This window comes from Spirochaeta lutea (genome assembly GCF_000758165.1).
In the GTDB taxonomy this organism is placed as follows: Bacteria; Spirochaetota; Spirochaetia; order DSM-27196; family Salinispiraceae; genus Spirochaeta_D; species Spirochaeta_D lutea.
This window is the reverse complement of sequence record NZ_JNUP01000052.1, coordinates 1-22,855: the sequence shown is the minus strand read 5'-3', so window position 1 is coordinate 22,855 and position 22,855 is coordinate 1. Positions and strand designations below refer to the sequence as shown.

Sequence of the window (22,855 nt, the reverse complement as noted above, 5' to 3'; positions counted from 1 at the left end):
TGGGGTGTTGCATGCCAATAGCCCGGGAAATGGGAACAAACCATCCTGTAAAAATAAGAGAGGAAGCATGAGTACTTTTCTGGTTGTAGATGACGAGCCAAGTGTAGAACGCCTCATTCGCCAGCGGTTTAGGAAGGAGATCCGTGAGGGTGAATTCACCTTCTTGTTCGCCCTAAACGGCCTTGATGCGGTGGAAACCCTTAAAAATCACCCTGAAATCGACATAGTTATTACTGACATCAATATGCCCCAGATGGACGGTTTGACCCTGTTGAATCATATTCAGGAGATTAATCCCATAACCAAAACGATAATGATTTCAGCCTACGGTGATTTGGAGAATATTCGGGCCTCCATGAACCGCGGAGCCTTCGATTTCATCACCAAGCCCATCGATTTTGAGGACCTGCGGAAGACCATGGATAAAACCCTTCAGTTTGTGGAGGAAATAAAGAACTCCCTCCGCAGCAGCAAAGAAAACCAATTTCTGAAGATGTATGTAAACCCCTCCGTTATTACCTTCCTGAGTCAGCACCATTCATCCCAGGCAAAGGCAGGGGTACATATTACCGAGGTAAGCCGGGTTGACGGGTCTTCCGCCGACTCCGCAACGGAGCACAGCGAGCGTATCGAAGGAACGGTGTGTTTCGTTGATGTGTGCGGGTTCACCAGTATTTCCGAGCACGCCAAGCCAGAAACCATAACCACCCTGCTGAACTGTTACTTTGATGAAATTGCCGAAGAGGCCATGGGTTATAACGGAATCATCGATAAATTCATCGGTGATGCGGCCATGATTCTATTCTCCGGGGAAAACCACCTCTCCCGGGCAGCGGAGTGCTGCCTAGGTATTCGGGAGCGCATCCGGCAGTACATCGGCACCCAGTTAGCAGAGGGGATACCGTTTCCGGATATCTCCATGGGGCTGCACTCCGGGGAAATGGTGAGCGGTTCCTTCGGCTCAAAGCGGATCAGCCGACTTGATTATACGGTCATCGGTGACACGGTGAATACCGCTGCCCGTATCGAGAGTATAAGCAAACCCGGTGATATTCTGATGACGGATTCAGGCTACCGCCAGCTCAACGGGATGTACCATTTTTCCGAGGTTGGAGAGGTGAAGTTGCGGAATAAAACCAATCCCATCCGGATTTACTGCCTCATGGGCCGGACCCCCCAACGGGAGAAGACCCTTGGCCTTCGGGATAGAGCCTGATACAGTAGCGCGATGTCATCAATCGATAAAACGCAGCTCATGCAGCTTTTACACCGGGTGAAGAACCCGGGATACTATACCGGGGGAGAATTCGGTCAACGGGAAAAACCCGATGCCTCATTTACCACAGCGATTATCTTCCCGGACGTGTATGAGATCGGAATGTCCAACTATTCCTGGAAGATACTCTACAGTATCATCAACGATCTACCCGGTATCAGCTGTCAACGCGTATTCGCACCGGCGGAGGATTTCGAGACCCTGCTCCGTGAAGAGGGTCTGCCTCTCTTCACCCTTGAGGGATATCTTCCCTTGGCTGAATTGGATGTACTGGGATTTACCCTGGGATATGAATTGTCGGCCACGAATATGCTGACCATTCTGGACCTAGGAGGAATTCCGGTTCACCGGCATGACCGGCGCCCCGATGCCCCCCTGGTTATCATCGGGGGTCCGGGCACGACAAATCCCCTACCCTATTACCATGTGATAGACGGGGCCGTTATCGGGGAAGCCGAAGAGGTAGTCCCAGATTTGTACAGAGAGTTGGCCCGGATTCAAGACTCCCATACCAACCTGGCGACAGCCAGGGAGAAACAACGCCAGGTGCTCCTGGATCATCCCAATATCTGGGTTCCCGGAAGCACTAAATCTGTACGCCGTGCCGTTTGGACGGGATTCACCCAAGACGCCCTCCGCCTGCGGTATCCGGTAACCCCCCACAAGATTATTCAGGAACACGGGGTGGTAGAGATCATGAGGGGATGTCCCCAGGGATGCCGGTTCTGTCATGCCGGAGACTATTACCGTCCCTACCGCCAGAAAAGCATAGCCCAGATTACCGAGGAGGTCCGCGACCTCGTTGACACCATGGGATACCGGCGTATTACCCTGTCGTCCCTGAGCTCCGGGGACTACTCGGGGATAGGGGACCTTATTTCATCCTTGAATCAGGAATTCGGGCCTAGAGGGGTAAGCTTCCAGCTGCCCAGCCTCAAGGTAGAATCCTTTACCCTGCCGATTATAGAGGCGTTGAGTCATGGAAAACGTGGAGGTCTTACCTTTGCTGTAGAGACGCCCACGGATTTCGGGCAAGGGGTATTAAACAAGACCGTAACCGTCCAGAGAATTATCGCGATTCTCCACGAGGCGGAGCGCAGAGGTTGGAAGAGTGCTAAGTTCTATTTTATGGTGGGTTTACCCGTCCCCGGGGCGGGTGTTGAGGATGAAGCTGAAGAAATACGGATGTTTCTCCAGAGAATTCGCCAGCAAACCCGCATGAAGATCAACGTTAATATCGGCACCTTTGTGCCCAAACCCCATACCCCCTTCCAGTGGGCAGGCATGCTCCCTTGGGAGCGGGCTCAGGAGATTCTCCACACCATAAAAACCAATAATACAGACCGGGGTATTAAAATTACCTACCAGGGAGGGTTTCTGTCATACTTGGAAGGAATCATCTCCCTGGGAGATCAGCGGGTTGGCGACCTGATTTATGCAGCATGGCAGAAGGGTGCGCGCTTCGACTCATGGGAGGACCGCTGTCGGCGGGACATCTGGGAGCAGGTTATCCGACAGGCATCTTGGCCGGTAGATGAACTCCTTGAACCGAAACAACCTGAAGACACCATCCTTCCCTGGGATTCCATCTCACTGGGCGTAAGCCCCCGCTACATTGCCAAGGAATGGCAAAAGAGCCGTACAGGTGAACACTCCCTCCGGTGTGAACCGGTCTGCAGGGACCACTGCGGACTCTGCGGAAAATCAGTACAGGTGGTGGATCAACCAGAAAACCCCGATTCAACCGCGCCTACCATCACTACGCCCCGAGAGGACCCCCGAGACTCTGAGGCGGAGATCCTTCCCCTCCGTCATACCCTCATCCTTAGGTTTCAAAAACTGGGTATGGGGACATTGCTGTCCCATCTTTCGTTAATCCGAGCCTTTGAACAGGCTCTCATCCGATGCGATGTACCCCTGTGGATGGCTGGGCACTACAATCCGAAACCGAAGATGGATTTCAACCAAGCCCTGCCCCTGGGTATGGAGTCCCGGCACGAGGTGATGGCTGTCCAGTTAGCCGGATCCCTCCAGGCCGGTAGCATGATCGACCCTATTAATGCGGCCTTACCCAAGGGAATCCGGGTTACCGACCTCAAAATTCTCCCAACCCTTACCCGGGGAAAGAAAATACCGAGCCTCTCTTCCCTCACCCAATCGGTTGTATATCGGGTGTATCCGAAGTCGATGGAACACTGGGCCCGCCTAGAGTCGGCAGTAGCCAATCTTGAGGCTTGGTCGGTAGAGACCGACCTGAATGGCGATCCTGTTCTCCGGGAAACCAGAACAACCCTAGGATCCTGGGGCATCCGTAAATTACCCGGTCAGGAGGCCGGATACAACCCGAAATCTCTGGGGGCGATTTTGGAGAAAATTTCCACCCAAGGTCCCCAGGGAAAAGATTTAGAGAATACAATAGAAGAATGGATTGCATGGGAAGAACAGCAGCCTACAAAAATCAACGTCTAATTCTCTTCCTCCTTAGCACGCTTACCTGGGTTCTTGCTGGCTTTGTATTTCCCGCCCACGGAGAATCAGCCCAGGGGGGTCAGGTTTCCTTGGGTGATTGGCAAGAAACTTCCTTTTCGCCCCTGAACCTCCATGGAACCTGGAACGCAGCCCCCTTAAAGCAGGGCGAAACTCCCACGGAGAGCGCGTTTCAGGAAATACCCGTACCGAACAGACCGCGGGAGCATCACTTCCAGGGGTATCCCGGATACATCGGGACCCGCTACAGGCTTGATATTACCGATCTTCCCCCGGGTCCCGAGAACAGCGTCTTAGCGTTATTACTCGGCAGGGTTCACGGAGCCTACACCGTGGAGATAAATGGTCAGATGCTCTACACCTCCGGAGAAGCCCGGAACTACGGTGCTGCGGGGGGGTATACAGAACCTTCACAACATCCGAATAGGATTTCAACCTCCCGGGGATCAACCCTACTAGAGTTCCCCTACCCCGACGGAGACAGGATGCGTCTGATAATCGATGTCTTTGACACCTACCAGGGTTTCGGCGGAATCTCGGGGCCGGTACAGCTGGGCTTCACATCGGATGTCACCAGTATTGCCCTGCGATCCATGGCAGGGGACATTCTTAATTTAGCGAGTATGATGGTCTTGGGTCTGTTCCTGGTGGGCTTTTTCTTGGTAAGGCCCATTGAAGACAGCACGGTGTTCCTCGGGTTTTTCGCCCTGCTCTCCGCCTTTAACCATGGTATTTCCGGACACCAGGGATTGACACACGTCTTCGGTGCGCTGAATTCAGGGATCGTGGAACGGCTATCCGCGGCTTCTTTCGTATTGGCCATGTACTGTTTTTTTGAGTATACCCGCCGACAAATACTACGCCTGGAACTTCGGCATATCCGCATCCTGCTGCGCTGGATCACCGGACTCATCCTCATCGTTATTTTGCTGCTACCCGAGTCTCAGGTGTGGATGACTATTGTTCCGTTTTTGCTGGTTACCATGGGCTACAGTATTGCGGCGGTTCAGCTCGTCGTACCGAAGCTGCGGGATCGGACCCCGGGTGTGCTGACCTTCCTCATCTGCTTTATTTTGCTCCAGGCAGCCGGGGGGGGATTTATTCTGCAATGGTTCTACGGAATTGATGTGGGAACCCTGCCTTCGAGCCTTACAGTGCTTTCCGTATTCATCCAGGCCTTGTATTTGGGCCGTGAGTTTTCCACAGGATTCAGCCAGGCAGAGGGATTAAACCACCGGCTAAAGCAGCTTCTCCGGCAACAGGATAAGGTTCAGGAGAATCTCGAACGTACGGTTATCAGCAGAACCGCAGATCTCCGGGCTGCCCTGGATGCCGCTAAGGCCGCCAGCACTGCGAAGGGGAACTTTTTGGCTAATATGAGCCATGAAATCCGTACCCCGTTAAACGGCATCCTGGGTTTCTGTGAGTTATTGCAGTACGAACCGGGAGGGAGGGAGGCACCCCACTACATCCGGTTGATACGCAGCGAATCCCTGCGATTGTTGGAGATTATTAATCAGCTTCTGGATATATCCAAGATTGAAGCCGGGAAACTGGAACTGGAGATTAATCCCTTCGATATTCATGAAATGCTCCAGGTGGTGTCCTCAAATATCCGGATTCAGGCAAGAAATAAGGGGCTGTATTTTACCATCAGTGTGGATGAACAACTGCCCCGGTACCTGGTAGGAGATTCCCTGCGGCTTCGGCAGATTCTGGATAATCTGCTGAGTAACGCCGTAAAGTTCACTGAAGAGGGGAGCATTTCTCTGGGGGTAGAGTATCTGAGCCAGGATCAGGGCGCGGGGATGTTGCGGATAGTGGTTGAGGATACGGGCATTGGAATCCCCTTAGAACGTCAGGCACAAATATTTGACGCCTTCGAACAGGCCGATCCGAGCACAACCCGTATGTACGGCGGTACGGGGCTGGGAACAGCCATCGCCCTGAGACTCGCCAGAATGATGGATGGGAATATCCGGCTGACAAGCACCCCGGGCAAGGGGTCCAGGTTTGAGGCTAGCCTGGCATTACGGGAGTTGACGACCAACGATTTTATTCCCCTGACCGAGTCCTCCCCTCAAACAGAACCACGCTGGAATAGCGGCCCACATGTTCTCCTGGTGGAGGATTATGAACTGAACCGAATCCTAACCCGCAAGCATTTAGAGAGCGCAGGCTGGCAGGTAAGCGGTGTTTCCCATGGGCAGGAGGCCCTGGATTTTGTACGATCAGCATCGGTAGATTGCATAATCATGGACATTCAAATGCCCGTTCTGGACGGCTACCAGGCGACTGAGGAGCTGCGGGCTCAGGGGTTTGGGCCGCCCATCATCGGATTAAGTGCGAATGTATTCCCCGAGGATCAGGCTCGGGCACTGGCTGCAGGTATGAATACCATCCTTTCCAAGCCCCTGGGCCGCCATACCCTTCTCCACTATATGGCAAAATTTGTTCCTCCCGGATCCTACATCCAAACCAGCCACCGCCCCCCCGGGGGGGCGGAGTTCCATATCCTCCACTCGTCCCCGGGAATATTGGATGATCTTGATGGGGATCTAGGAAGTTACCTTATGCTGGTTCGGGAATTTGCATCCTCAGCCGCTGATCTCCTGAAAGAAATGGATGAAGCCATGGAGAACCGGGATCTGACAGTATTACACCGGGCGGCCCATACCATTAAGGGCGGTGCATTGAACATCGGGGCTGCACTCATCTCGGAAACTGCCTTGCGGATAGAAAATAAGGCACGCCAGGGCGGCCTAGAAGCCGTCCAAAAGAGCCTGCAGGAGCTGCAACATCAGATAGGTGAGATTTCCAACTATTTTTCGCCGGGGATGTAGGGCGGGACAAGCCTCCGAGCATCCTTGGGCGAAAAGCCTCTTTGTTAGCCTCTTTGTTAGCCTCGAAGGTAACACGAGACAGGGAAACCGGGGTCCTTGGTAGGGGCGATGGATGTTAACCGTGCTCGTGACTCGCTAGGTTAGGGAAATGATGGGCTGGACGGAGGCAGTTTTAACACGTATAGAAGAAGGTAAACGTCACCGGATACAGCCGCGCCAGCCAAGCACCATCTGCACCATCTGCACCATCTGCACCGGAGCCCGGGTTCGGGTCCGGCCAAATGGGCAGTTCCGCACCTCAGCTCCGGCCAACTGGGGAGTGGCGTACCTCCCCCAGAGCCGGCATCATGGGGAGTGGCGCCGGCGGGCAACAGTACAGCCTTTTATACATTATTACTATCGCCAATTGGGAAAGTCGTTTGCAATTGGCATGCACGGAAACGAAGAAAAGTAATTACTTGCATAGAAGTGATTTACTCGTATTGGCCTCGTGTTTGGTTCTTGCAAATCGGAGTGCTGCAAAAACCCCACTAGTAGTAAGCCAGTAAGCCTTCGGTAGTGCGCAAAAGGTTGTAAGTTTTCACCCGGGGGACACCACCCCTGGGTTGGGTTTCTGGTTGTTCCCCTATATCTGGCGTAGTTTACATTCTTTTGCGCACTATCTAAGCCTTTCCCCTCTTTGGTTACCGGCTCTCTTCAAGCTTGGCTAATTGCGTTTGGGCGTATTCCAGGATATCCGGGGGAAGGGGCTGATCCATCATGAGGGTCAGGACCTCCCGAGCCTCAGCGTTCCGCTGCTCTTCGATCAATCCGAAACTCAAGGCGTACAGGGTGAGGTAGTCGGTGGGATTGTATCCCCGGGCCAGTTGTAAACAGGTGATGCTCTTTTTTTGGTCCCCCACGTGCCGGTACAATACACCCAAGTTACGAAATGCACTCGCCATCCGGGGAAAACTCTTCAGGGCGGCAATAAAGGCGTTTTTAGCTTCATATATCTGACCCCGCCTGAAATGAATAACCCCCTGGGCCTCCCATGCATCAGGATTGCGGGGATCTCGTGCCAGGACGTACTCTAGTGCTTTCCGCGCTTCCTCAAAGCGGCCGGTCTCCGTGTAGAGTATACCGGCGTAGGTTATGGCCTGTAGATCATCGGGATTCTCGTAAAGAGCTTCCAGTATCAGATCCTCTGCCTGGGAAAAATCTCGAAACGCGAAGAGAGAATCAACTTTTTCGGGGTCAAAGGCATACCGTTCCATGATCTAAAAATACTAATCCTGGGAATGATTGTTAACAAATTTTATGAGGTTTTTCCCTGGATTTCCGAGGGCAAAACACAGTAGTATCAGTACATATGAATAGTATTAATTCCTTCCAAGAACATGTGGACATGAAGTTTCAGCTGTACAACGGCCTTTTTTTGAATCTTCCCTTTGAAGATGTGCGGACCTCCGGATTATTATTGCCGGTTTTTACCCAGTACGCCAAGCAGGAGCTGGAGAAGGGTGCTGCCCCAAAGGAGATTGTACTCCAGTTTTTCCGGGAGCGCCTGGGCATTGAGGATGAACAGGTTATCGTGGACGATCTGTTTCGCTTTATGCGGTTGGTGGAGCGCCAGGTGGTTCTTTTTGACGCCCTGGAGGATGCCGCCTTCTCACAAATCCATGATATTCAAGGTCCGGGCTGTGTGAAGGATGTGCTCAACCGGATAGAGCGGGAAGAGCGAATAGAGGACTACGAGGCTTTCATCAATGACTACCGAGTACGGATAGTCTTGACCGCCCACCCGACACAGTTCTACACCGATGAGGTACTCACCATCCTCACAGATCTCGCAAAAAGTCTAGAATCCAACGATATCCGGTCTATCAATGAGTTGCTGCTCCAAATGGGCCAGACCCGGTTCAAAAACCGGGAAAAGCCGACGCCCCTTGAAGAGGCCGAGGGACTCATGTGGATCTTGGAACATGTGATGTACCAGGTTGTTCCGGACATACACCAACGACTGGTTACCAGGGTCTGTCGGGATACCGAAGCCGCCATCCGTCTTCCGGGCCGGATTGAACTCGGATTCTGGCCCGGGGGTGATAGGGATGGCAATCCCTATGTGACCTCGGACCTCACCAAGGAGGTTGGGGAACTCCTGCGCTCCTCCATAATCCAGCTGTACCTCCATGATGTGCGCAGCCTCCGTCGGCGGCTGACCTTCCCAGGAGTTATTGAGCTCATGGATTCCATAGAGGAACGACTCGAGCACACCCTCTACCCCTTTTCCCGGGTGCCGAAAAAAGCCTCGGACGGAACGTTTTGTGTTGAACTGGAGGACCGGGGATACCGGTCCAGTCAGGAGCTCGTAGAGGATCTGCTTACCATCCGTAAACTGGTCAACCAGGAGCACCGGGGGTTATTTGTTGACAGGGTAGAACGTCTTATCTGTACCGTACAGAGTTTCGGGTTTCATTTTGCCACCCTCGATATTCGTCAGGATAGTCGTGTTCATGGTGATTTTATGGAAACTGCCATGAAAATCATCGGTAAAAACGGTATAACCGGGCATGAGGACTACCTATCTCTTGGCGAGACTGAGCGCTTCACACTCCTGGAAAATACGATCCAAGACATGCGCAGCCTGCCCCGGGAACAGCGGCTAAGCCTCGGGAGAGAGATTACCTCCGAACTAGCAGATCATGACAACCAGATCCTGAAGGATATTCTCGGTTCCGTGGAAGCCTTAGAAGAAATTCAGTCCAGGAACGGTGAAATTGGGTGCCACCGCTACATAATCAGCAATACCCAATCTGCAGCCAACGTTCTCGAGGTTATGGTCATAGCCCTCTTAGGAGGGTTGGATACCCAGAACCTTCCACTGGACATCGTACCGCTTTTTGAAACAATCGATGATCTCCACGCTGCTCAGTCCGTCATGGAGCAGCTGTACACAGCTCCGGTCTACACCAGCCACCTGATAAACCGAAGGGAGAACCAAACCATCATGCTGGGGTTCTCCGACGGAACCAAGGATGGGGGGTATGTAGCTGCCAACTGGGAAATATACCAAGCCAAGGAACGCCTGACCCTGGTTTCCAAGAACAAGGGATATCGGGTTCAGTTCTTTGACGGTAGAGGCGGTCCACCGGCCCGGGGCGGGGGAAATACGCACAAATTCTATCGTTCCCTTGGACCCGAAATAGACAGCCGTGCCATTCAGCTGACCATTCAAGGACAGACCATTAGCTCCCTCTACGGTACCCCCGAAAGTGCCACCTACAACCTTGAACAGATTGTATCCGCGGGAATCGAAAACAACCTCTTTCCCGGGGACTATTCCACCATGAGCACCTCTGAGCGCGGGGATCTCCAGGAACTCTCCATAGCTGCCCGGGAGGCATATCTTGAGCTACGGAACCATCCCAGCTTTGTCCCCTACCTTGAACAGATGACTCCCTTACAGTATTACGGGAAAACCAACATCGGCAGCCGCCCAGCTAAACGAAAATCCAACAGAAGTCTACGCCTGGAAGACCTCCGGGCCATTCCCTTCGTGGGTGCCTGGAGCCAAATGAAACAGAACGTTCCCGGGTTTTACGGATTCGGACGGGCCCTGAATGTTCTGAGTACCCCGGAACGCACCCAGGCCTTCCAGCGGCTCTACCAGGGGAACCTCTTTTTCCGGACCCTGGTGGAAAACTCCATGCAAAGCCTCTCAAAGAGTTACTTTGCCCTCACCCGGTACCACCGGGAGGATCCGCAATTCGGAGAGTTCTGGAACCTGCTTAATGACGAGGCGGAAAGGACCATGAAGAAACTCCTAGCTATAAGCGGGCAGACCTCCCTTCTTGAGACCGATCCGTCCATCCGGCAATCCATTGCACTCCGGGAGAATCTCATTCTTCCAAGTCAGGTCATTCAGCAGTACGCATTAACGCGGTTACGTGAACTGGAAAAAAACCAGGGGATGGCGGGACATTCGAATCACCCTGTAAAAGAAACCACCATTCCAAACCAGGAGACCTTCGAAAAATTAGTCATTAAAAGTATGGCCGCGTCTATTAATGCAAGCCGTAATGCGGTGTAGATCCAAGGATTGCGGTTCGGAATAAACCGGGGTACAATCCAGGAGTGGACGATAAAGAAACCATCATCAGCTCAAGCAACCTCGGTGAACGCCTGGCGAAGATAAAAAAGGCGGAGTCGGTGTATCTGCGCTACGGGGGGAACAAGACCCTGGTAACAGACCGTATCGTCATCGGCCGGGCGCCGGATTGCGATATAGTGCTCAGCGATAACCTGACCTCCCGGCACCATGCCGTGGTCCAGCGGATCAAGAGCGCATATTTTATTACCGACCAGCACAGCACCAACGGAGTGTATGTAAACGGAAAAAAAATTCAGCCCGGCACCTACGTCCGCCTCTCTGCAGCGGACTCCATTACCATCGGCCGGACTGAACTACACTTGCTCGGTTCCTGAGGACACCCCTCAGTTTTTCAGGGTAATACTTCCGGTAGTGGTTCGCAGCCTCAGTACCCGCGGGGTTCCCTCAACCTTATTTAGAGTACTCAGGTTCGTATACGACCCGGTAACCGTTTCCGCCTCAATACTGCAATTAATATCCGGATCCAGCCGAAGGTTTATCGATCCGGTGGTAGTCTGAATTTCCACCTGATCCCCAATCAGTCCGGAGAGTTCGCCCCGGATGCTTCCGGTGGTCGTCTGAAGGCCCCCTACTGCCAGGGTTTCCCACACCTCGATAGATCCGGTCGTAACGGCCACCTGGGGAACGGCAAACGAACCGCGTATTTCTACACTTCCCGTGGTGTTTTCTAGGGTGATTTCCATGCCCGCGGGTAGTTGAATTTCATAGTCCACCGAAACCGAACTGCTCCACCCCTGGGGGTATTCAGTTTTGATCGAGATCGTATTGGTATACCGCTGTACATTGATATTCACCGATGAGGGATTATCAAACCCGTAGGAGCGTTTAACCCCCCGGATCCTAATACGGTTGTCCGGACTTTCGGTTACTTCGATACTGCCGCTGGTATTCTGTACCGCAACACCCTGGATACCAGAGCCATCTTCGCTGTACGAAAACGGTTCGGTCAGGCCCATGGCTTGGCACCCCGTCATACCGGTAAGGGCAAGACAGAGGGCAACAAAACAGCCCTTCACGCCTAGCCTGACTGTATTTCGGGTAATTCTTCGGTTCTTCATAGATCCTCCTAAAACGGACTTGAATGGTTGTTTAATCTCTGAGTCCTGTAACATATCGGAGGTGCAAAGATGTTACTCCTTGTAGTCCACGACCGGCCCCGGTTGTTTCTTCTGATTACCGATCCTGAAGAAATCTACCCCGAGAAGTATCAACCATACGAAATACAGCGGAGCTGCCACCTACTGTCGCAATGCCCGTGACAGGGCATCTTGAATCACAAGACTGCTGTAGGTGGCTCCGGTGATGGTATCCACATCAATACGCTGCTCTTCGAGAATCCTAGGGATTATCCTTACCGCCTTTTCGCCCTGACCGTTACGATGCTGCAGAAGTCGGATGTCCACTATCCGGTGGTTTTCGATCCGGGCTTCCAGTTCTACGAGGATGACGCCGGTATCCACCATTCCTCGATAGGTTCCATCCCCAACAGCGGATATATCCACCGGTATGATCTCCACGGTATCGAGATATGTGGAAAACCTGTCTACCATCCTGGAAATAACGATTCCGCCGGCGATGCCGAGGGCGACCAACAATCCCAAACTAATTAACACAACTCTGGTTCTTTTTTTCATACTCTTCCTCTTTTCTTATTATTGCGATCAACTACCAATTAATCTCCATCTCGATTTTGAGCTGCCGATATGGAACGTTACATCCTTTACACATTTTTAGTTTCTTGCCTAATCGCACCGCTTACTTCCTGGGGTTTTCAAAGAGATACCTGAACATGCCATCGATCTCCGAGGGTATGTCCGTAATGCTTAGCGTATCATTTTCAGAAAGCGCAAGGGTTAGCATTCCATGAATGCTTGTTATCAAAATCTTAATAAGCATGGGGATTTCTTCTGAGGTAAATTGTTCGGATTGCTGAAGAAACGCAAATGTCCCATGAACCTTAGCCTCTAACGCCGATGCATACTCCCCTGCCCCTTGGGGTTTCTCCTGAGGATCCAATTTGCGAAAGTAGAAGAACCGAAAGACCTGGGGCTTAGCAGTAAAATAGGCAGCGTAGGTAACAAACGATGCCCTCACGTCGTTTATCCCCGAAACCTCCTTCGGACCATGTATTTCCATATACTGGATGATTTCCCGTATCAAGAGATCTCGTACGAGCCAGAGCAGCTCGTCAATTCCGCGAAAATGGTTATAGATCGTGGCATAGGTATACCCAGTCTGCTCAGCTATCCTCCGAATGGAAACGCCTTCGTAACCTTCCTTCACAATAATCGCTTTTGCAGTCTCAGCGAATGCTTTACGAACGAGGTCAGACTTGAGAGTTTTCCGATCATTCTTCTGCACAGGGGATCTCCTTGAAACTCTGATGGAGGGCAAACGCTTGTACACTACACCGGATTTAGCGGGGCTGCCTGGGTTCAGGGCCCCAGGGGTAGCGCCGCGGATGGGGAATGTTACAAGCTTTTACGCACTTAGTAAAAATCTCCCCTGATTTATAACACTGTTACATTTTTTTTCTATTGTTATATGTACGAATTCGATTATTTCGGTTTACGTGCTGACTTAGGATTGCGTCAGAATCAAATTGCATCTAGTTAGTAACCCGGGTTGCGCTATTTACAGTTTGAATTACGGTTCAATCATGAACCAATAAACATGAAGATGCCCCTGAACTCGGTTTCGCTGAGCTGCTGACCCGCCCAAGAAAACCTCCGGATACCCCGAGACGAAAATTGCTCCAGAGTATCCAATGGCCATGGGGGCGATGGACATGAGACCAGCCTCCTCCATAGCTCGGAATCCCGAGATTCCCCCACCATGTACCTGCACGCCGAGGGGCTCATGGGTAAATGGATCTTTGGGCACGTCATTTTTTTCAATGTTCAGTACCGAATCTTCAAAGAATCGCTTTATGATTTGTGATCTGGATGTGTTTAATGCAGATTCTAACCCAGGCCAGCCGGTCAACTGGGTATCAACAAGTTGTTGTAAAAACCTTATTCCACCCCGGTCAACAAATCCGCCATCTTCATTTACGGAAAGACCGCCTTGTTTCCAGAACCACCAACTGAGCAGAAGTAACATCGCCCCCCTACGCCCTGCTGAATCGTCCTGGCCGTTAAGACTCAAACCAGAGAACGAATAGACAGCCGAGGAATCTAAATAATGTTGCGCGAAATTCAAATTCCCTCCGCTGACACCATACCCAAGGAGTGTTTCTGTTAGATGGGCTAATCCCTCATCTAAGAAGATTTCCTCATACGGAACATCCTGACTCCCGGATAGCATTACTTGTCTTGTCTTTCGCTGAAACCGGATCAAGTGGGAGAGTTCGTGGGAAATGGTTGCTGCAAGCGAAGATAAAGAAAATGAACCATTATCAGAACCTTCTTGGGGAACCCCCAGAGTAAGGAGGTTGCATTCATTTGAGAAGGGATTGTAGGATGAACTCCAATCCTGGGTATTGCGGGGTAAGAGATCTGTTGGGTTAAAAAAACCGATTGCTACCGAGGATTGGTTAACCAGCGGGGTAAAAAGTATATGTATTTTGCGATCTCCGTTTGTAGCTCCTCGTATCCCAAATAGTGTTTCTACCCGGGGTAAGATTTGATGTGTCTTCTCGAATAAACTCTCGATATCCGCAGTGGGTATAATCGTTTGTTCATCAACCCACAACACTACCGAGTTATCCCGAAGTACCGCTGAAGCAGTAATGATTTTGGGATCAGACTGGGAATCATTGAGGTTTGGAATAAAAAATTCGCGCTGGGTGATCATGTAATCCGCTGAATCTTGAAGACTCCGTGTGTGGGAGGGTATGGGTTGATCCGGTGCTTCATACCCCTTTGGAAGAGTGAGAATGGGATCTCTAACTGGTGGGACATCCAAAGCGGGGAAGGAATCTTTTGCCCCAGCCCCACGATCTTTAGGGATATTGATAGTAGGCTGAGCAGCATCGGTACCAAGATTGACATACCCGGGTATATAATACCCAGGTGACAAGATATGAATTTGGCTGTCCAGCATCTGAACATATTGTACGAAGGAACCGGGCGAAAAATCCATGGGAAGGACCGTAAAGGACACCGAGCCGACTTCTTGGCTATTCTGCTTAAGAATGACCGTATATTCTCCAGCTATGAGTACCTTGGTAAATTCAGCACCTTTTCCCCAAATGGAACCTTGTTCATTGTGCCAGGTAAGATCGTCAGGAACTGTAACAGCTGAAGCGACAAATTTCACTGCTTCATTAAATGCGAACACTGCACCATCGTTTGGACTCAGAATCACTAACCCATCATTTGTGTTTGGCGAAAGTACGCAGGTTGAAAAAACCAGAACCAAGGAAACAATGAACAGATGGCTACCAAATTTTCCCATAAACCGGACCTATTCCTGAACGTTCAATAAAAAACTTGCACCCTGGCTCTCACTGGCAGAATAAAAGAGCGGGTCAAACAGCAAGGGATCGCCGTCTACCCACTGGGCGTTTACGGCTACCGTATAATCGCCTTCCGAAAGAATATTTCCCGGAATTATAATGGTGTTCTCAGCAGTTGCTGACTGCCAACTCTGTATAACACCTTGGTTAACACTCACGTCATATACACTGGTTCCTGTAATGGAATTCCATTCCAAGGTTATATCTTCTGTACCCTGAAGCGACTGACCGAGCATGCCGTTGTTACCGGATTGATCCGTACAGGAGGTTATATTGGGCTTCCCTTCTGGTATTTGGTGATTTACCGCTACCCTAATGGAATCATCAAGCAAGGCGGAGGCAATAGTAATTTCGTACTCCCCAGAGAGGAGCTGTGAGAACACACCCGTATAGCACCCCAGATTCTGGGAAAATCCCAATATTTGGATGGAGGAACCGGGGCTTTCGGCAGATACCCGGGCTCCGGTAAGTACATTCCCATCAGTAGCTTCTAAAAATACCTTGATCTGAACACCAGAGCCATACTGTGAAGCGACACTCACCCTGGTTGATGCGATACCTGGCCGCATGAGAGGGCAACCTACAATAAGGCTCAGCACAATACCTAAACCAAGACACTTTAAATACGGCCTTATTCCATAATTCCACTTCATTTTGGTTGCACATCCATGTAAAGGGCTTCCACGCGGCCACCGGTTCCTGGTATCTGATCTGTAAAATGTATGAACAGGTTCTCATAAACCAAGGTGCCATTCACTTGTTCCGAGTAACCAGGATGGTTATCATCCCGGCCTATCCAGGAACCGGTTGCTGTATCCACTGCCAATACGCCTTGGGGTTGCGAAACATATAGTACGCCATTGTACCATTGGGGATTTTGGTCAGCTCCACTCTGATTAGGCAGTGACCAAAGAAGTGAACCATCTTCCATGCTATAAGCTCTAACAGCTGCTCCTCGTACATAGCTGGCTGTGTATATCGAGTCCCCAACAATGATTGGGTAACCCATGTGATTATGATCAATGTCATCAAATACCCAATATGGATCCTTACCAATGGGGTTCTCCGAATCAATAAGCTCCACACCCATACCCCCATTAAGAAGAATTTTATTCTTATAAAGAGCAAGATCAAGTTGATAGAATAACCGCGCTTTTCTTGTAGAATAATTCCAGACCTCAGCGAGGGAGTGAGCATTTAAGCGAACAACCCTAGTTGGTTCTTTCCATGTAATTGAGCTATAAGGATCTCTGTAGGTAAAAATTATATCTTCGCCTAGTTTTAGTACTGTATCTCCCATTGCCCTGAAATGTGGTCTTTCTGGATCCGGCATTTTTGGCACATAGAAGGTAAGATTATACTCCGGATCATAAGTATCTGTACTACCTTCCAGGAGTACAAATTCCTTGGATAAATCGGCCTTGACTAAAACGTTATTTGTCCAGAAAAGGTAATCTCCAAAGAGAAATAACCAGCGAGCTGACATTCTTTCAGCTTCAATACTCATTCGTCCCTTGTATACACCAGCTTCGGAAATTAAAATGAGGTAGGTTGTATCGGAATCTGCGAATTCTCCTAGGATATATATTGTATCGTTATGCATGACGGCACTGGACATAGGAATGAATAGATTCTCTATCCGCCAGAGTTCCTGTCCAGTTCGAACGTCTGCAAGTATGAGCCCCCCCTGTTTAAAATGGGGGATCATAAGGTAGGTGTCCTGCAGTGACATAAAGCGCAGATCTGGAAAGGCATTATCAATCTGCCATGCCACATTTAACGTCAGTTGAGGAATTGTGTCGGGGTCGGTGGGATCTACCGGCTCTTTGGGATCATCCGGAAAAAATATGAAACAGCTTAAGCAACTTGAGAGCATAAACCCGATGAGCAAGCCATACCATAGCTTTTTATTTCTACTCAAGGACATATCCTACTTCCCTTGAAAACTACTACCACTAGGTAGTATACGCATCTGCGATAGTGTCTCAGATACATAACCCAACCAACCACCTGTGATGAGCTTTTTATCCAAAGAACCGCCACGTCCCCATAGACCTTCGCTATCTGTTTGCTCAGCATGATTAAGTAGGAAATCCCTGCTGAGAGAGCTCACAATCGGACTTCCCCCCAAACTGGCATCCCAACTCTGAGCATCCAAAGGAATGAACGAGTCATTCTCCCGGTTACCAAGAATATCACCGAAATTTTCTTTGTAATTCTTTAGATACTGAGCCCCTTTATTTGCGTCTGCCGACAAATTTGCAAAGTATACCCCGCTTGCCATGAGAAGGAGTCCTTCGGGAATACCGCCTATCGTTGCGCATAAGGCCACGCCAGTGAAACTCATGGTTACCGCTGCTGCAGCCTCAGCCTTCGACACAAGGGATAACACACCCTGAGATTTATCAAGTGTATCTCTCGCTATTTTCTGATCTTCATTCTCTAGTAAGGTAATTGGATCGTTTTGTGAACCGGTTATGAAATGTACAAATACATCCTTTGGAATCTTGGGAACAGGTGTTGTACCGCTGAATACCTGATAGGTTTTATAGATCGGTGTATATGTATATGTATACACTGGCTTTTTCCAAGAGAAAAACAGGAATTTTACCGTTTTATATGAGCTTATCTTGGCTATTTTGCGGGTACCGATCTGGGTCCGCACAGTTCTATACACCGGAGACGTACCAGGGTAAATATAATCTTTCATAAAACTACTTGTTGGACTTAGATCATGAAGCCCCGGGTTTCCAGTTCGCGAACCTGGATTCAAAGCAATCTCTGCGATGTTGCTTACGTTAACATCATCAAGTTTTTCAGGAGCAACAAGACCTAGAATGGTTAATAAGGATCGGGTGGGAGAGCCTAGACCAAGTACATCGAAACCAGCAAGGGCTAGGCTGCCAAATCCTGGGAGTACTGCAGCAACCCCTCGGGTAATTGTTCGGATACCCGCATCTATTTTCCGAACTTTCTCCCTTGGGTTTGCAAGCATCGCATGCCCACGTACTGGAGCCCCAATGGTGATAACCGCAGCAGTTGCCGTAGGATAGATACTTGCGAATCCTAAGGCACGAACACCGCCCTGGCTATGTCCAACAATTACCTTTGGACTTCCTCCCTTTGTATGATTATACACAATATCAACTTGCTCTTTTATGGAGAGTTCGTTAGTTGTTTTGTTAACTCCATAGGCGTTCATTCCTGATCCTATTCCAGTAAAAAACAAAAGATTATCCACCGTTTGGCCAAAGCCAGCTCCAATAATAAAAAACATAATTATCAAAACTGTGATTATCCGTTTCATCGACTTTCTCCTGGAAGAAGGATTCTCATATCAATATCTTGTACGCCGTTCAACTCTATTCGGTCGTAGGTTGTAATAGTAGTCTCGGTGTAATCCGGGTTTGTACGGTCACCCAGAAGGGGATCAATAGGAACCACTAACCCTCCTTCTGCCATTTCTGCAAGTTCACTTTCCGTTACTACATCCACCTGATCTATATCAAAATTCTGCGGTATGGCATCCATTTCTACATCCAGGACGTCATCAAAATCATAGTGGGTTTCCACTACCTGACCCACTAACACTGGTTGTTCATTTACAATCTGATATTGAAAGTAGGTATCCGTGTATAGAGCCTTCCTCCAATGACCTTCTGTCGTAATCGGTATGTTGCAAGCTGCTTAAAGCTGTTCATCTGCCGGTTATTTTGAATAGTGACCGTAACGGAGGCATCCATGGAAACAACCGGATCGGTACTTGAACCGGCAAAATAAACACTTACCGAATCCAGATCAATTACCTGATCTGCCCCCGCATCGGCATTACGTTCCAGATTTCCCGAAATAGCGTTACAGGATATCAGTAAAAAGAAACCAACACAGAGCAATGTAAGATAGCGAGGGATTGTACTAACTCTTTGTACAAACATGGTCATTTCTCCATCAAGAAACTCTAATTTTTTAAATATTTTAAGAGGATTATGCAATATCCGCCATAACAAATTGAATTATCCCTATAGCCAATTTTGGCTATGAGAGTCATGAAGCACTCCATGCATCGGTAAGGGCATAAAATGGTACCCAATCGGTTCGTATGAGATTACTCTAAAGGCAAGCCTAGGTCGCATGACAACTGAAGTCTGCCATGCTCCAGCTGAGGGAATCATTTAAGTCCTGCAACAAGGATGAGAAGACAGTTTACCGAACCCTTTCGGCACATTGTACGGTGGAAAGATGCTTCTCAAGGCCGTCGAAATCGGCCATCTGAGAAATCTACACCAGGAGGCTCCAAAGGTGTAGACGGGCGGATGTTTCTATCGGGTTTCGACGCTTAGTTGATTGGCGACACTCCGCTCCGACGCGTTCGCGTCATCGCTCCCAACCGGGCGCGCTCCTCGCTCCGCTGCGGTGCGCCCCTTGCTACGGTCGTCGCCAGGGACCTTCTTTTTTTATACCCAGGTTTTCACCTGGGCATAAAAAAAGCCTTCTCCGCGTCAGCTGCGCCGCCGCTTCGATTCCGCCCCAGGGCGTTGCCCGGGGCTTGAGGTTCCCAGGCTTTTTTTTGTCCTGAGGATTTCAGGACAAAAAAAAGCCTGGCGACGACCTACTCTCCCGTACCTTCGCGGTACAGTACCATCGGCGCAGAGGAGCTTAACTTCCGTGTTCGGTATGGGAACGGGTGGAACCTCCTCGCTATTATCACCAGGCAAAATTACTTTGCATTGTTAGAGTTTGAAAGCTAGCATCAGACCCATCCCCGTTTCTTACCGGGTATGGCCTGTTGGTTAAAACAATCCTGCGCATCCGGGCCGTTTGGCCCCTGTGCTGACGATGTGCCATGCCTTCCTCGCGGCTGTCAGAAGCTGACAGCACCGGAAAATATGGTCAAGCCTCACGGGCGATTAGTATTGGTCGGCTGCATACATTCCTGCACTTAGACCTCCAACCTATCAACCTGGTATTCTTCCAGGGCCCTTCAGCCATCTTTTGATGGTGTGATGCCTCATCTTGAGGGGGGCTTCCCACTTAGATGCCTTCAGCGGTTATCCCGTCCGAACGTAGCTACCCAGCACGTACCCTTGGCAGGATAACTGGTACACCAGCGGTTCGTCCACTTCGGTCCTCTCGTACTAAAAGCAGATCCTCTCAAGCATCCCACGCCCGTGGCAGATAGGGACCGAACTGTCTCGCGACGTTCTGAACCCAGCTCACGTACCGCTTTAAATGGCGAACAGCCATACCCTTGGGACCTGCTCCAGCCCCAGGATGCGATGAGCCGACATCGAGGTGCCAAACTTTGCCGTCGATATGAACTCTTGGGCAAAATCAGCCTGTTATCCCCGGAGTACCTTTTGTCCGTTAAGTGACCGCGCTTCCACTCGCCACGGCCAGATCACTAAGACCTACTTTCGTACCTGCTCGACTTGTTTGTCTCGCAGTCAAGCTCCCTTCTGCCTTTACACTTACACGCTGATTTCCAACCAGCGCAAGGGAACCTTCGCGCGCCTCCGTTACTCTTTAGGAGGCGACCGCCCCAGTCAAACTGCCCACCTGACATTGTCCTCTGACCCGCTTCAGGGCCACAGTTAGAAACCTAATCAGACAAGGGTGGTATTTCACCAACAACTCCATCCATACTAGCGTACAGACTTCTCAGTTTCCCACCTATCCTACACATGTCTGACCAAGTCTCAATGCCAAGCTGCAGTAAAGGTTCACGGGGTCTTTCCGTCTAACCACGGGTAAAGGGTATCTTCACCCTTACTCCAATTTCACCGAGTCCCACGTTGAGACAGCGCCCAAGTCGTTACACCATTCGTGCGGGTCGGAACTTACCCGACAAGGAATTTCGCTACCTTAGGACCGTTATAGTTACGGCCGCCGTTTACCGGGGCTTCAATTCACTGCTTCGCTTACGCTAACAGCTCCTCTTAACCTTCCGGCACCGGGCAGGTGTCAGTCCCTATACTTCATTTTACAATTTTGCAGAGACCTGTGTTTTTGGTAAACAGTCGCTTGGGCCGATTCTCTGCGACCTTCTTCAACGTGAACGTTAAAGTGTCGGCCATACTTATCCCGAAGTTACGTATGCAATTTGCCGAGTTCCTTAACGTGGGTTCTCTCGCGCGCCTTAGAATATTCTTCCCGCCCACCTGTGTCGGTTTTCGGTACGGTCTCATATAGCCTAACCTTAGAGATTATTTCTTGGCACCGTGACTTATTCAGCTTCGCTTCGCCGTAGCTCCACTCGTCTTCACACCTTACCTCTTGCGGCGGATTTGCCTACCACAATCACCGGCTCGGATGCTTAAACCGGGGCAACCATTCGCCCGGCCTGAACTCGCCTCATGCGTCATCCCTTCGAAACTATACGAGGTACTGGAATATTAACCAGTTTCCCATCGACTACGCCTTTCGGCCTCGCCTTAGGAGCCGACTAACCCTAAGCAGACGACCTTTACTTAGGAAACCTCGGGCTTTCGGCGGGGAGGAATCTCACCTCCCTTTTCGTTACTCATGCCTGCATTCTCACTTCCCTTGCCTCCAGCTATCCTCTCGGAACACCTTCTTCAGCCTCGGGAACGTTCACCTACCACTGTACTTTCATACAATCCGTAGCTTCGGTACTGTGCTTAGCCCCGTTACATTATCAGCGCATAGCGACTCGACCAGTGAGCTATTACGCACTCTTTAAAGGAGTGGCTGCTTCTAAGCCAACCTCCTGGCTGTCTTCGCCGCTACACTTCCTTTCCCACTGAGCACAGTTTAGGGACCTTAGCTAACGGTCTGGGCTCTTCCCCTCTTGTCCACGAATCTTATCACCCGTAGACTGACTCCTGCAGAGCATATACCGGCATTCAGAGTTTGGTTGGGTTTGGTAGGCTGTGACACCCCCTAGCCCATCCAGTGCTTTACCTCCGGTACACTCCTGCAAGGCTAGCCCTAAAGCTATTTCGGTGAAAACGAGCTATCTCCAAGTTTGTTTAGCCTTTCACTCCGACTCACAGCTCATCCCTGCCTTTTTTAACAGACTAGGGTTCGGTCCTCCACTTGATTTTACTCAAGCTTCAACCTGGCCATAAGTAGATCACTTGGCTTCGCGTCTACGGCAGGAAACTAATTTCGCCCTTTTCAGACTCGGTTTCCCTCCGGCTTCGGTACTTCAATACCTTAACCTCGCTTCCTACCGTAACTCGCAGGCTCATTCTACAAAAGGCACGCCATCACCAGTCCGAAGACCAGCTCTGACCGCTTGTAAGTTTACGGTTTCAGGTTCTCTTTCACTCCCCTCCCGGGGTTCTTTTCACCTTTCCCTCACGGTACTATTCGCTATCGGTGACTATCTCGTATTTAGCCTTGGAGAGTGGTCTCCCCAGATTCAAACAGGGTTTCTCGTGCCCCGTTCTACTCAGGTGCCGTTTCGCCAGGCCAAGTTAGTTTCGCATACGGGACTGTAACCCTCTATGGTGTGCCTTCCCAGACTCTTTTGCTACTAACTCGGTTTCTTACCTGACCAGGATGAGTATGCATCCTACAAACGGTCCTTCAACCCCATACAGGCAACGCCATACCGCTTACACCCCTATGGTTTAGGCTCCGACCAGTTCGCTCGCCGCTACTTTGGCCATCTC

At 50.4% G+C, this 22,855-nt stretch carries 15 protein-coding genes and 2 rRNA genes; 5 read left to right on the top strand and 12 right to left on the bottom strand.

Features of this window, described 5'->3' with window-relative positions; all coding sequences use genetic code 11:
* Positions 1 to 67: 67 nt before the first annotated feature.
* Genes DC28_RS06710 through DC28_RS15405 form a run of 3 tightly spaced genes read left to right on the top strand, consistent with a single transcriptional unit; the run spans position 68 to position 6,606 of the window.
* Positions 68 to 1,216 carry a response regulator gene (locus tag DC28_RS06710; protein WP_052078568.1) on the top strand — a complete coding sequence of 383 codons (1,149 nt, stop codon included), beginning with the start codon at positions 68 to 70 and terminating at the stop codon, positions 1,214 to 1,216.
* A 12-nt stretch (positions 1,217 to 1,228) separates the two neighbouring features.
* Positions 1,229 to 3,745, top strand: a complete 2,517-nt coding sequence (locus DC28_RS06705) for a TIGR03936 family radical SAM-associated protein (protein WP_052078567.1) — start codon at positions 1,229 to 1,231, stop codon at positions 3,743 to 3,745.
* Complete coding sequence (locus DC28_RS15405; RefSeq protein WP_081942028.1) at positions 3,700 to 6,606, top strand: ATP-binding protein; 2,907 nt, start codon at positions 3,700 to 3,702, stop codon at positions 6,604 to 6,606. The genes DC28_RS06705 and DC28_RS15405 overlap by 46 nt, the downstream gene beginning before the upstream one ends.
* A gap of 683 nt (positions 6,607 to 7,289) precedes the next feature.
* Here the strand turns inward: DC28_RS15405 and DC28_RS06695 are convergent.
* The gene (locus tag DC28_RS06695; protein WP_037547151.1) at positions 7,290 to 7,862 is read right to left on the bottom strand and encodes a tetratricopeptide repeat protein; all 573 of its coding nucleotides are present in this window, start codon (positions 7,860 to 7,862) and stop codon (positions 7,290 to 7,292) included.
* 95 nt (positions 7,863 to 7,957) lie between these two features.
* On the opposite strand from DC28_RS06695, the gene DC28_RS06690 reads away from it, so the two are divergent.
* Both DC28_RS06690 and DC28_RS06685 read left to right on the top strand, forming a co-directional pair.
* Entirely contained in the window at positions 7,958 to 10,678 is a 2,721-nt protein-coding gene (locus tag DC28_RS06690; protein ID WP_037547149.1) for a phosphoenolpyruvate carboxylase, read from the top strand.
* A 44-nt stretch (positions 10,679 to 10,722) separates the two neighbouring features.
* Entirely contained in the window at positions 10,723 to 11,073 is a 351-nt protein-coding gene (locus DC28_RS06685) for an FHA domain-containing protein (RefSeq protein ID WP_037547148.1), read from the top strand.
* Positions 11,074 to 11,082: 9 nt separating this feature from the next.
* Here DC28_RS06685 and DC28_RS06680 read toward each other — a convergent pair whose 3' ends face one another.
* From DC28_RS06680 to DC28_RS06630, 11 genes are all read right to left on the bottom strand, one after another.
* A complete protein-coding gene (locus tag DC28_RS06680) occupies positions 11,083 to 11,817 on the bottom strand; it encodes a DUF4097 family beta strand repeat-containing protein (RefSeq protein ID WP_037547146.1) in 735 nt (244 codons plus the stop codon).
* Between the two features lie 180 nt (positions 11,818 to 11,997).
* Positions 11,998 to 12,393, bottom strand: a complete 396-nt coding sequence (locus tag DC28_RS06675; RefSeq protein ID WP_037547145.1) for an FMN-binding protein — start codon at positions 12,391 to 12,393, stop codon at positions 11,998 to 12,000.
* Positions 12,394 to 12,514: 121 nt separating this feature from the next.
* Entirely contained in the window at positions 12,515 to 13,120 is a 606-nt protein-coding gene (locus DC28_RS06670; protein WP_037547144.1) for a TetR/AcrR family transcriptional regulator, read from the bottom strand.
* Between the two features lie 285 nt (positions 13,121 to 13,405).
* Positions 13,406 to 15,157: a hypothetical protein gene (locus DC28_RS06665; protein WP_037547143.1), complete on the bottom strand. Its 1,752-nt coding sequence runs from the start codon at positions 15,155 to 15,157 to the stop codon at positions 13,406 to 13,408.
* 9 nt (positions 15,158 to 15,166) lie between these two features.
* The gene (locus DC28_RS06660) at positions 15,167 to 15,787 is read right to left on the bottom strand and encodes a hypothetical protein (protein ID WP_037547142.1); all 621 of its coding nucleotides are present in this window, start codon (positions 15,785 to 15,787) and stop codon (positions 15,167 to 15,169) included.
* Positions 15,788 to 15,867: 80 nt separating this feature from the next.
* Entirely contained in the window at positions 15,868 to 17,139 is a 1,272-nt protein-coding gene (locus DC28_RS06655) for an outer membrane protein assembly factor BamB family protein (protein ID WP_156104607.1), read from the bottom strand.
* A gap of 9 nt (positions 17,140 to 17,148) precedes the next feature.
* Positions 17,149 to 18,525, bottom strand: a complete 1,377-nt coding sequence (locus tag DC28_RS06650) for an alpha/beta fold hydrolase (RefSeq protein ID WP_037547140.1) — start codon at positions 18,523 to 18,525, stop codon at positions 17,149 to 17,151.
* Complete coding sequence (locus DC28_RS06645) at positions 18,522 to 18,791, bottom strand: hypothetical protein (RefSeq protein ID WP_156104606.1); 270 nt, start codon at positions 18,789 to 18,791, stop codon at positions 18,522 to 18,524. Before DC28_RS06645 ends, DC28_RS06650 begins: the two co-directional genes overlap by 4 nt.
* Positions 18,792 to 18,820: 29 nt before the next feature.
* Positions 18,821 to 19,153, bottom strand: a complete 333-nt coding sequence (locus tag DC28_RS06640) for a hypothetical protein (protein WP_037547138.1) — start codon at positions 19,151 to 19,153, stop codon at positions 18,821 to 18,823.
* A 661-nt stretch (positions 19,154 to 19,814) separates the two neighbouring features.
* Positions 19,815 to 19,930, bottom strand: a 5S ribosomal RNA gene (gene rrf / locus DC28_RS06635).
* 174 nt (positions 19,931 to 20,104) lie between these two features.
* Positions 20,105 to 22,855 (bottom strand): 23S ribosomal RNA (locus DC28_RS06630); the annotation flags it as partial.

Bases quoted from the DNA above. Each gene is read 5' to 3' on its own strand.
- DC28_RS15405 (WP_081942028.1), top strand. From the start codon at position 3,700: ATGGATTGCATGGGAAGAACAGCAGCCTACAAAAATCAACGTCTAATT.
- DC28_RS06710 (WP_052078568.1), top strand. From the start codon at position 68: ATGAGTACTTTTCTGGTTGTAGATGACGAGCCAAGTGTAGAACGCCTC.
- DC28_RS06705 (WP_052078567.1), top strand. From the start codon at position 1,229: ATGTCATCAATCGATAAAACGCAGCTCATGCAGCTTTTACACCGGGTG.
- DC28_RS06665 (WP_037547143.1), bottom strand. From the start codon at position 15,157: ATGGGAAAATTTGGTAGCCATCTGTTCATTGTTTCCTTGGTTCTGGTT.
- DC28_RS06690 (WP_037547149.1), top strand. From the start codon at position 7,958: ATGAATAGTATTAATTCCTTCCAAGAACATGTGGACATGAAGTTTCAG.
- DC28_RS06650 (WP_037547140.1), bottom strand. From the start codon at position 18,525: ATGAAACGGATAATCACAGTTTTGATAATTATGTTTTTTATTATTGGA.
- DC28_RS06675 (WP_037547145.1), bottom strand. From the start codon at position 12,393: ATGAAAAAAAGAACCAGAGTTGTGTTAATTAGTTTGGGATTGTTGGTC.
- DC28_RS06680 (WP_037547146.1), bottom strand. From the start codon at position 11,817: ATGAAGAACCGAAGAATTACCCGAAATACAGTCAGGCTAGGCGTGAAG.
- DC28_RS06640 (WP_037547138.1), bottom strand. From the start codon at position 19,153: ATGTTTGTACAAAGAGTTAGTACAATCCCTCGCTATCTTACATTGCTC.
- DC28_RS06660 (WP_037547142.1), bottom strand. From the start codon at position 15,787: ATGCGGCCAGGTATCGCATCAACCAGGGTGAGTGTCGCTTCACAGTAT.
- DC28_RS06695 (WP_037547151.1), bottom strand. From the start codon at position 7,862: ATGGAACGGTATGCCTTTGACCCCGAAAAAGTTGATTCTCTCTTCGCG.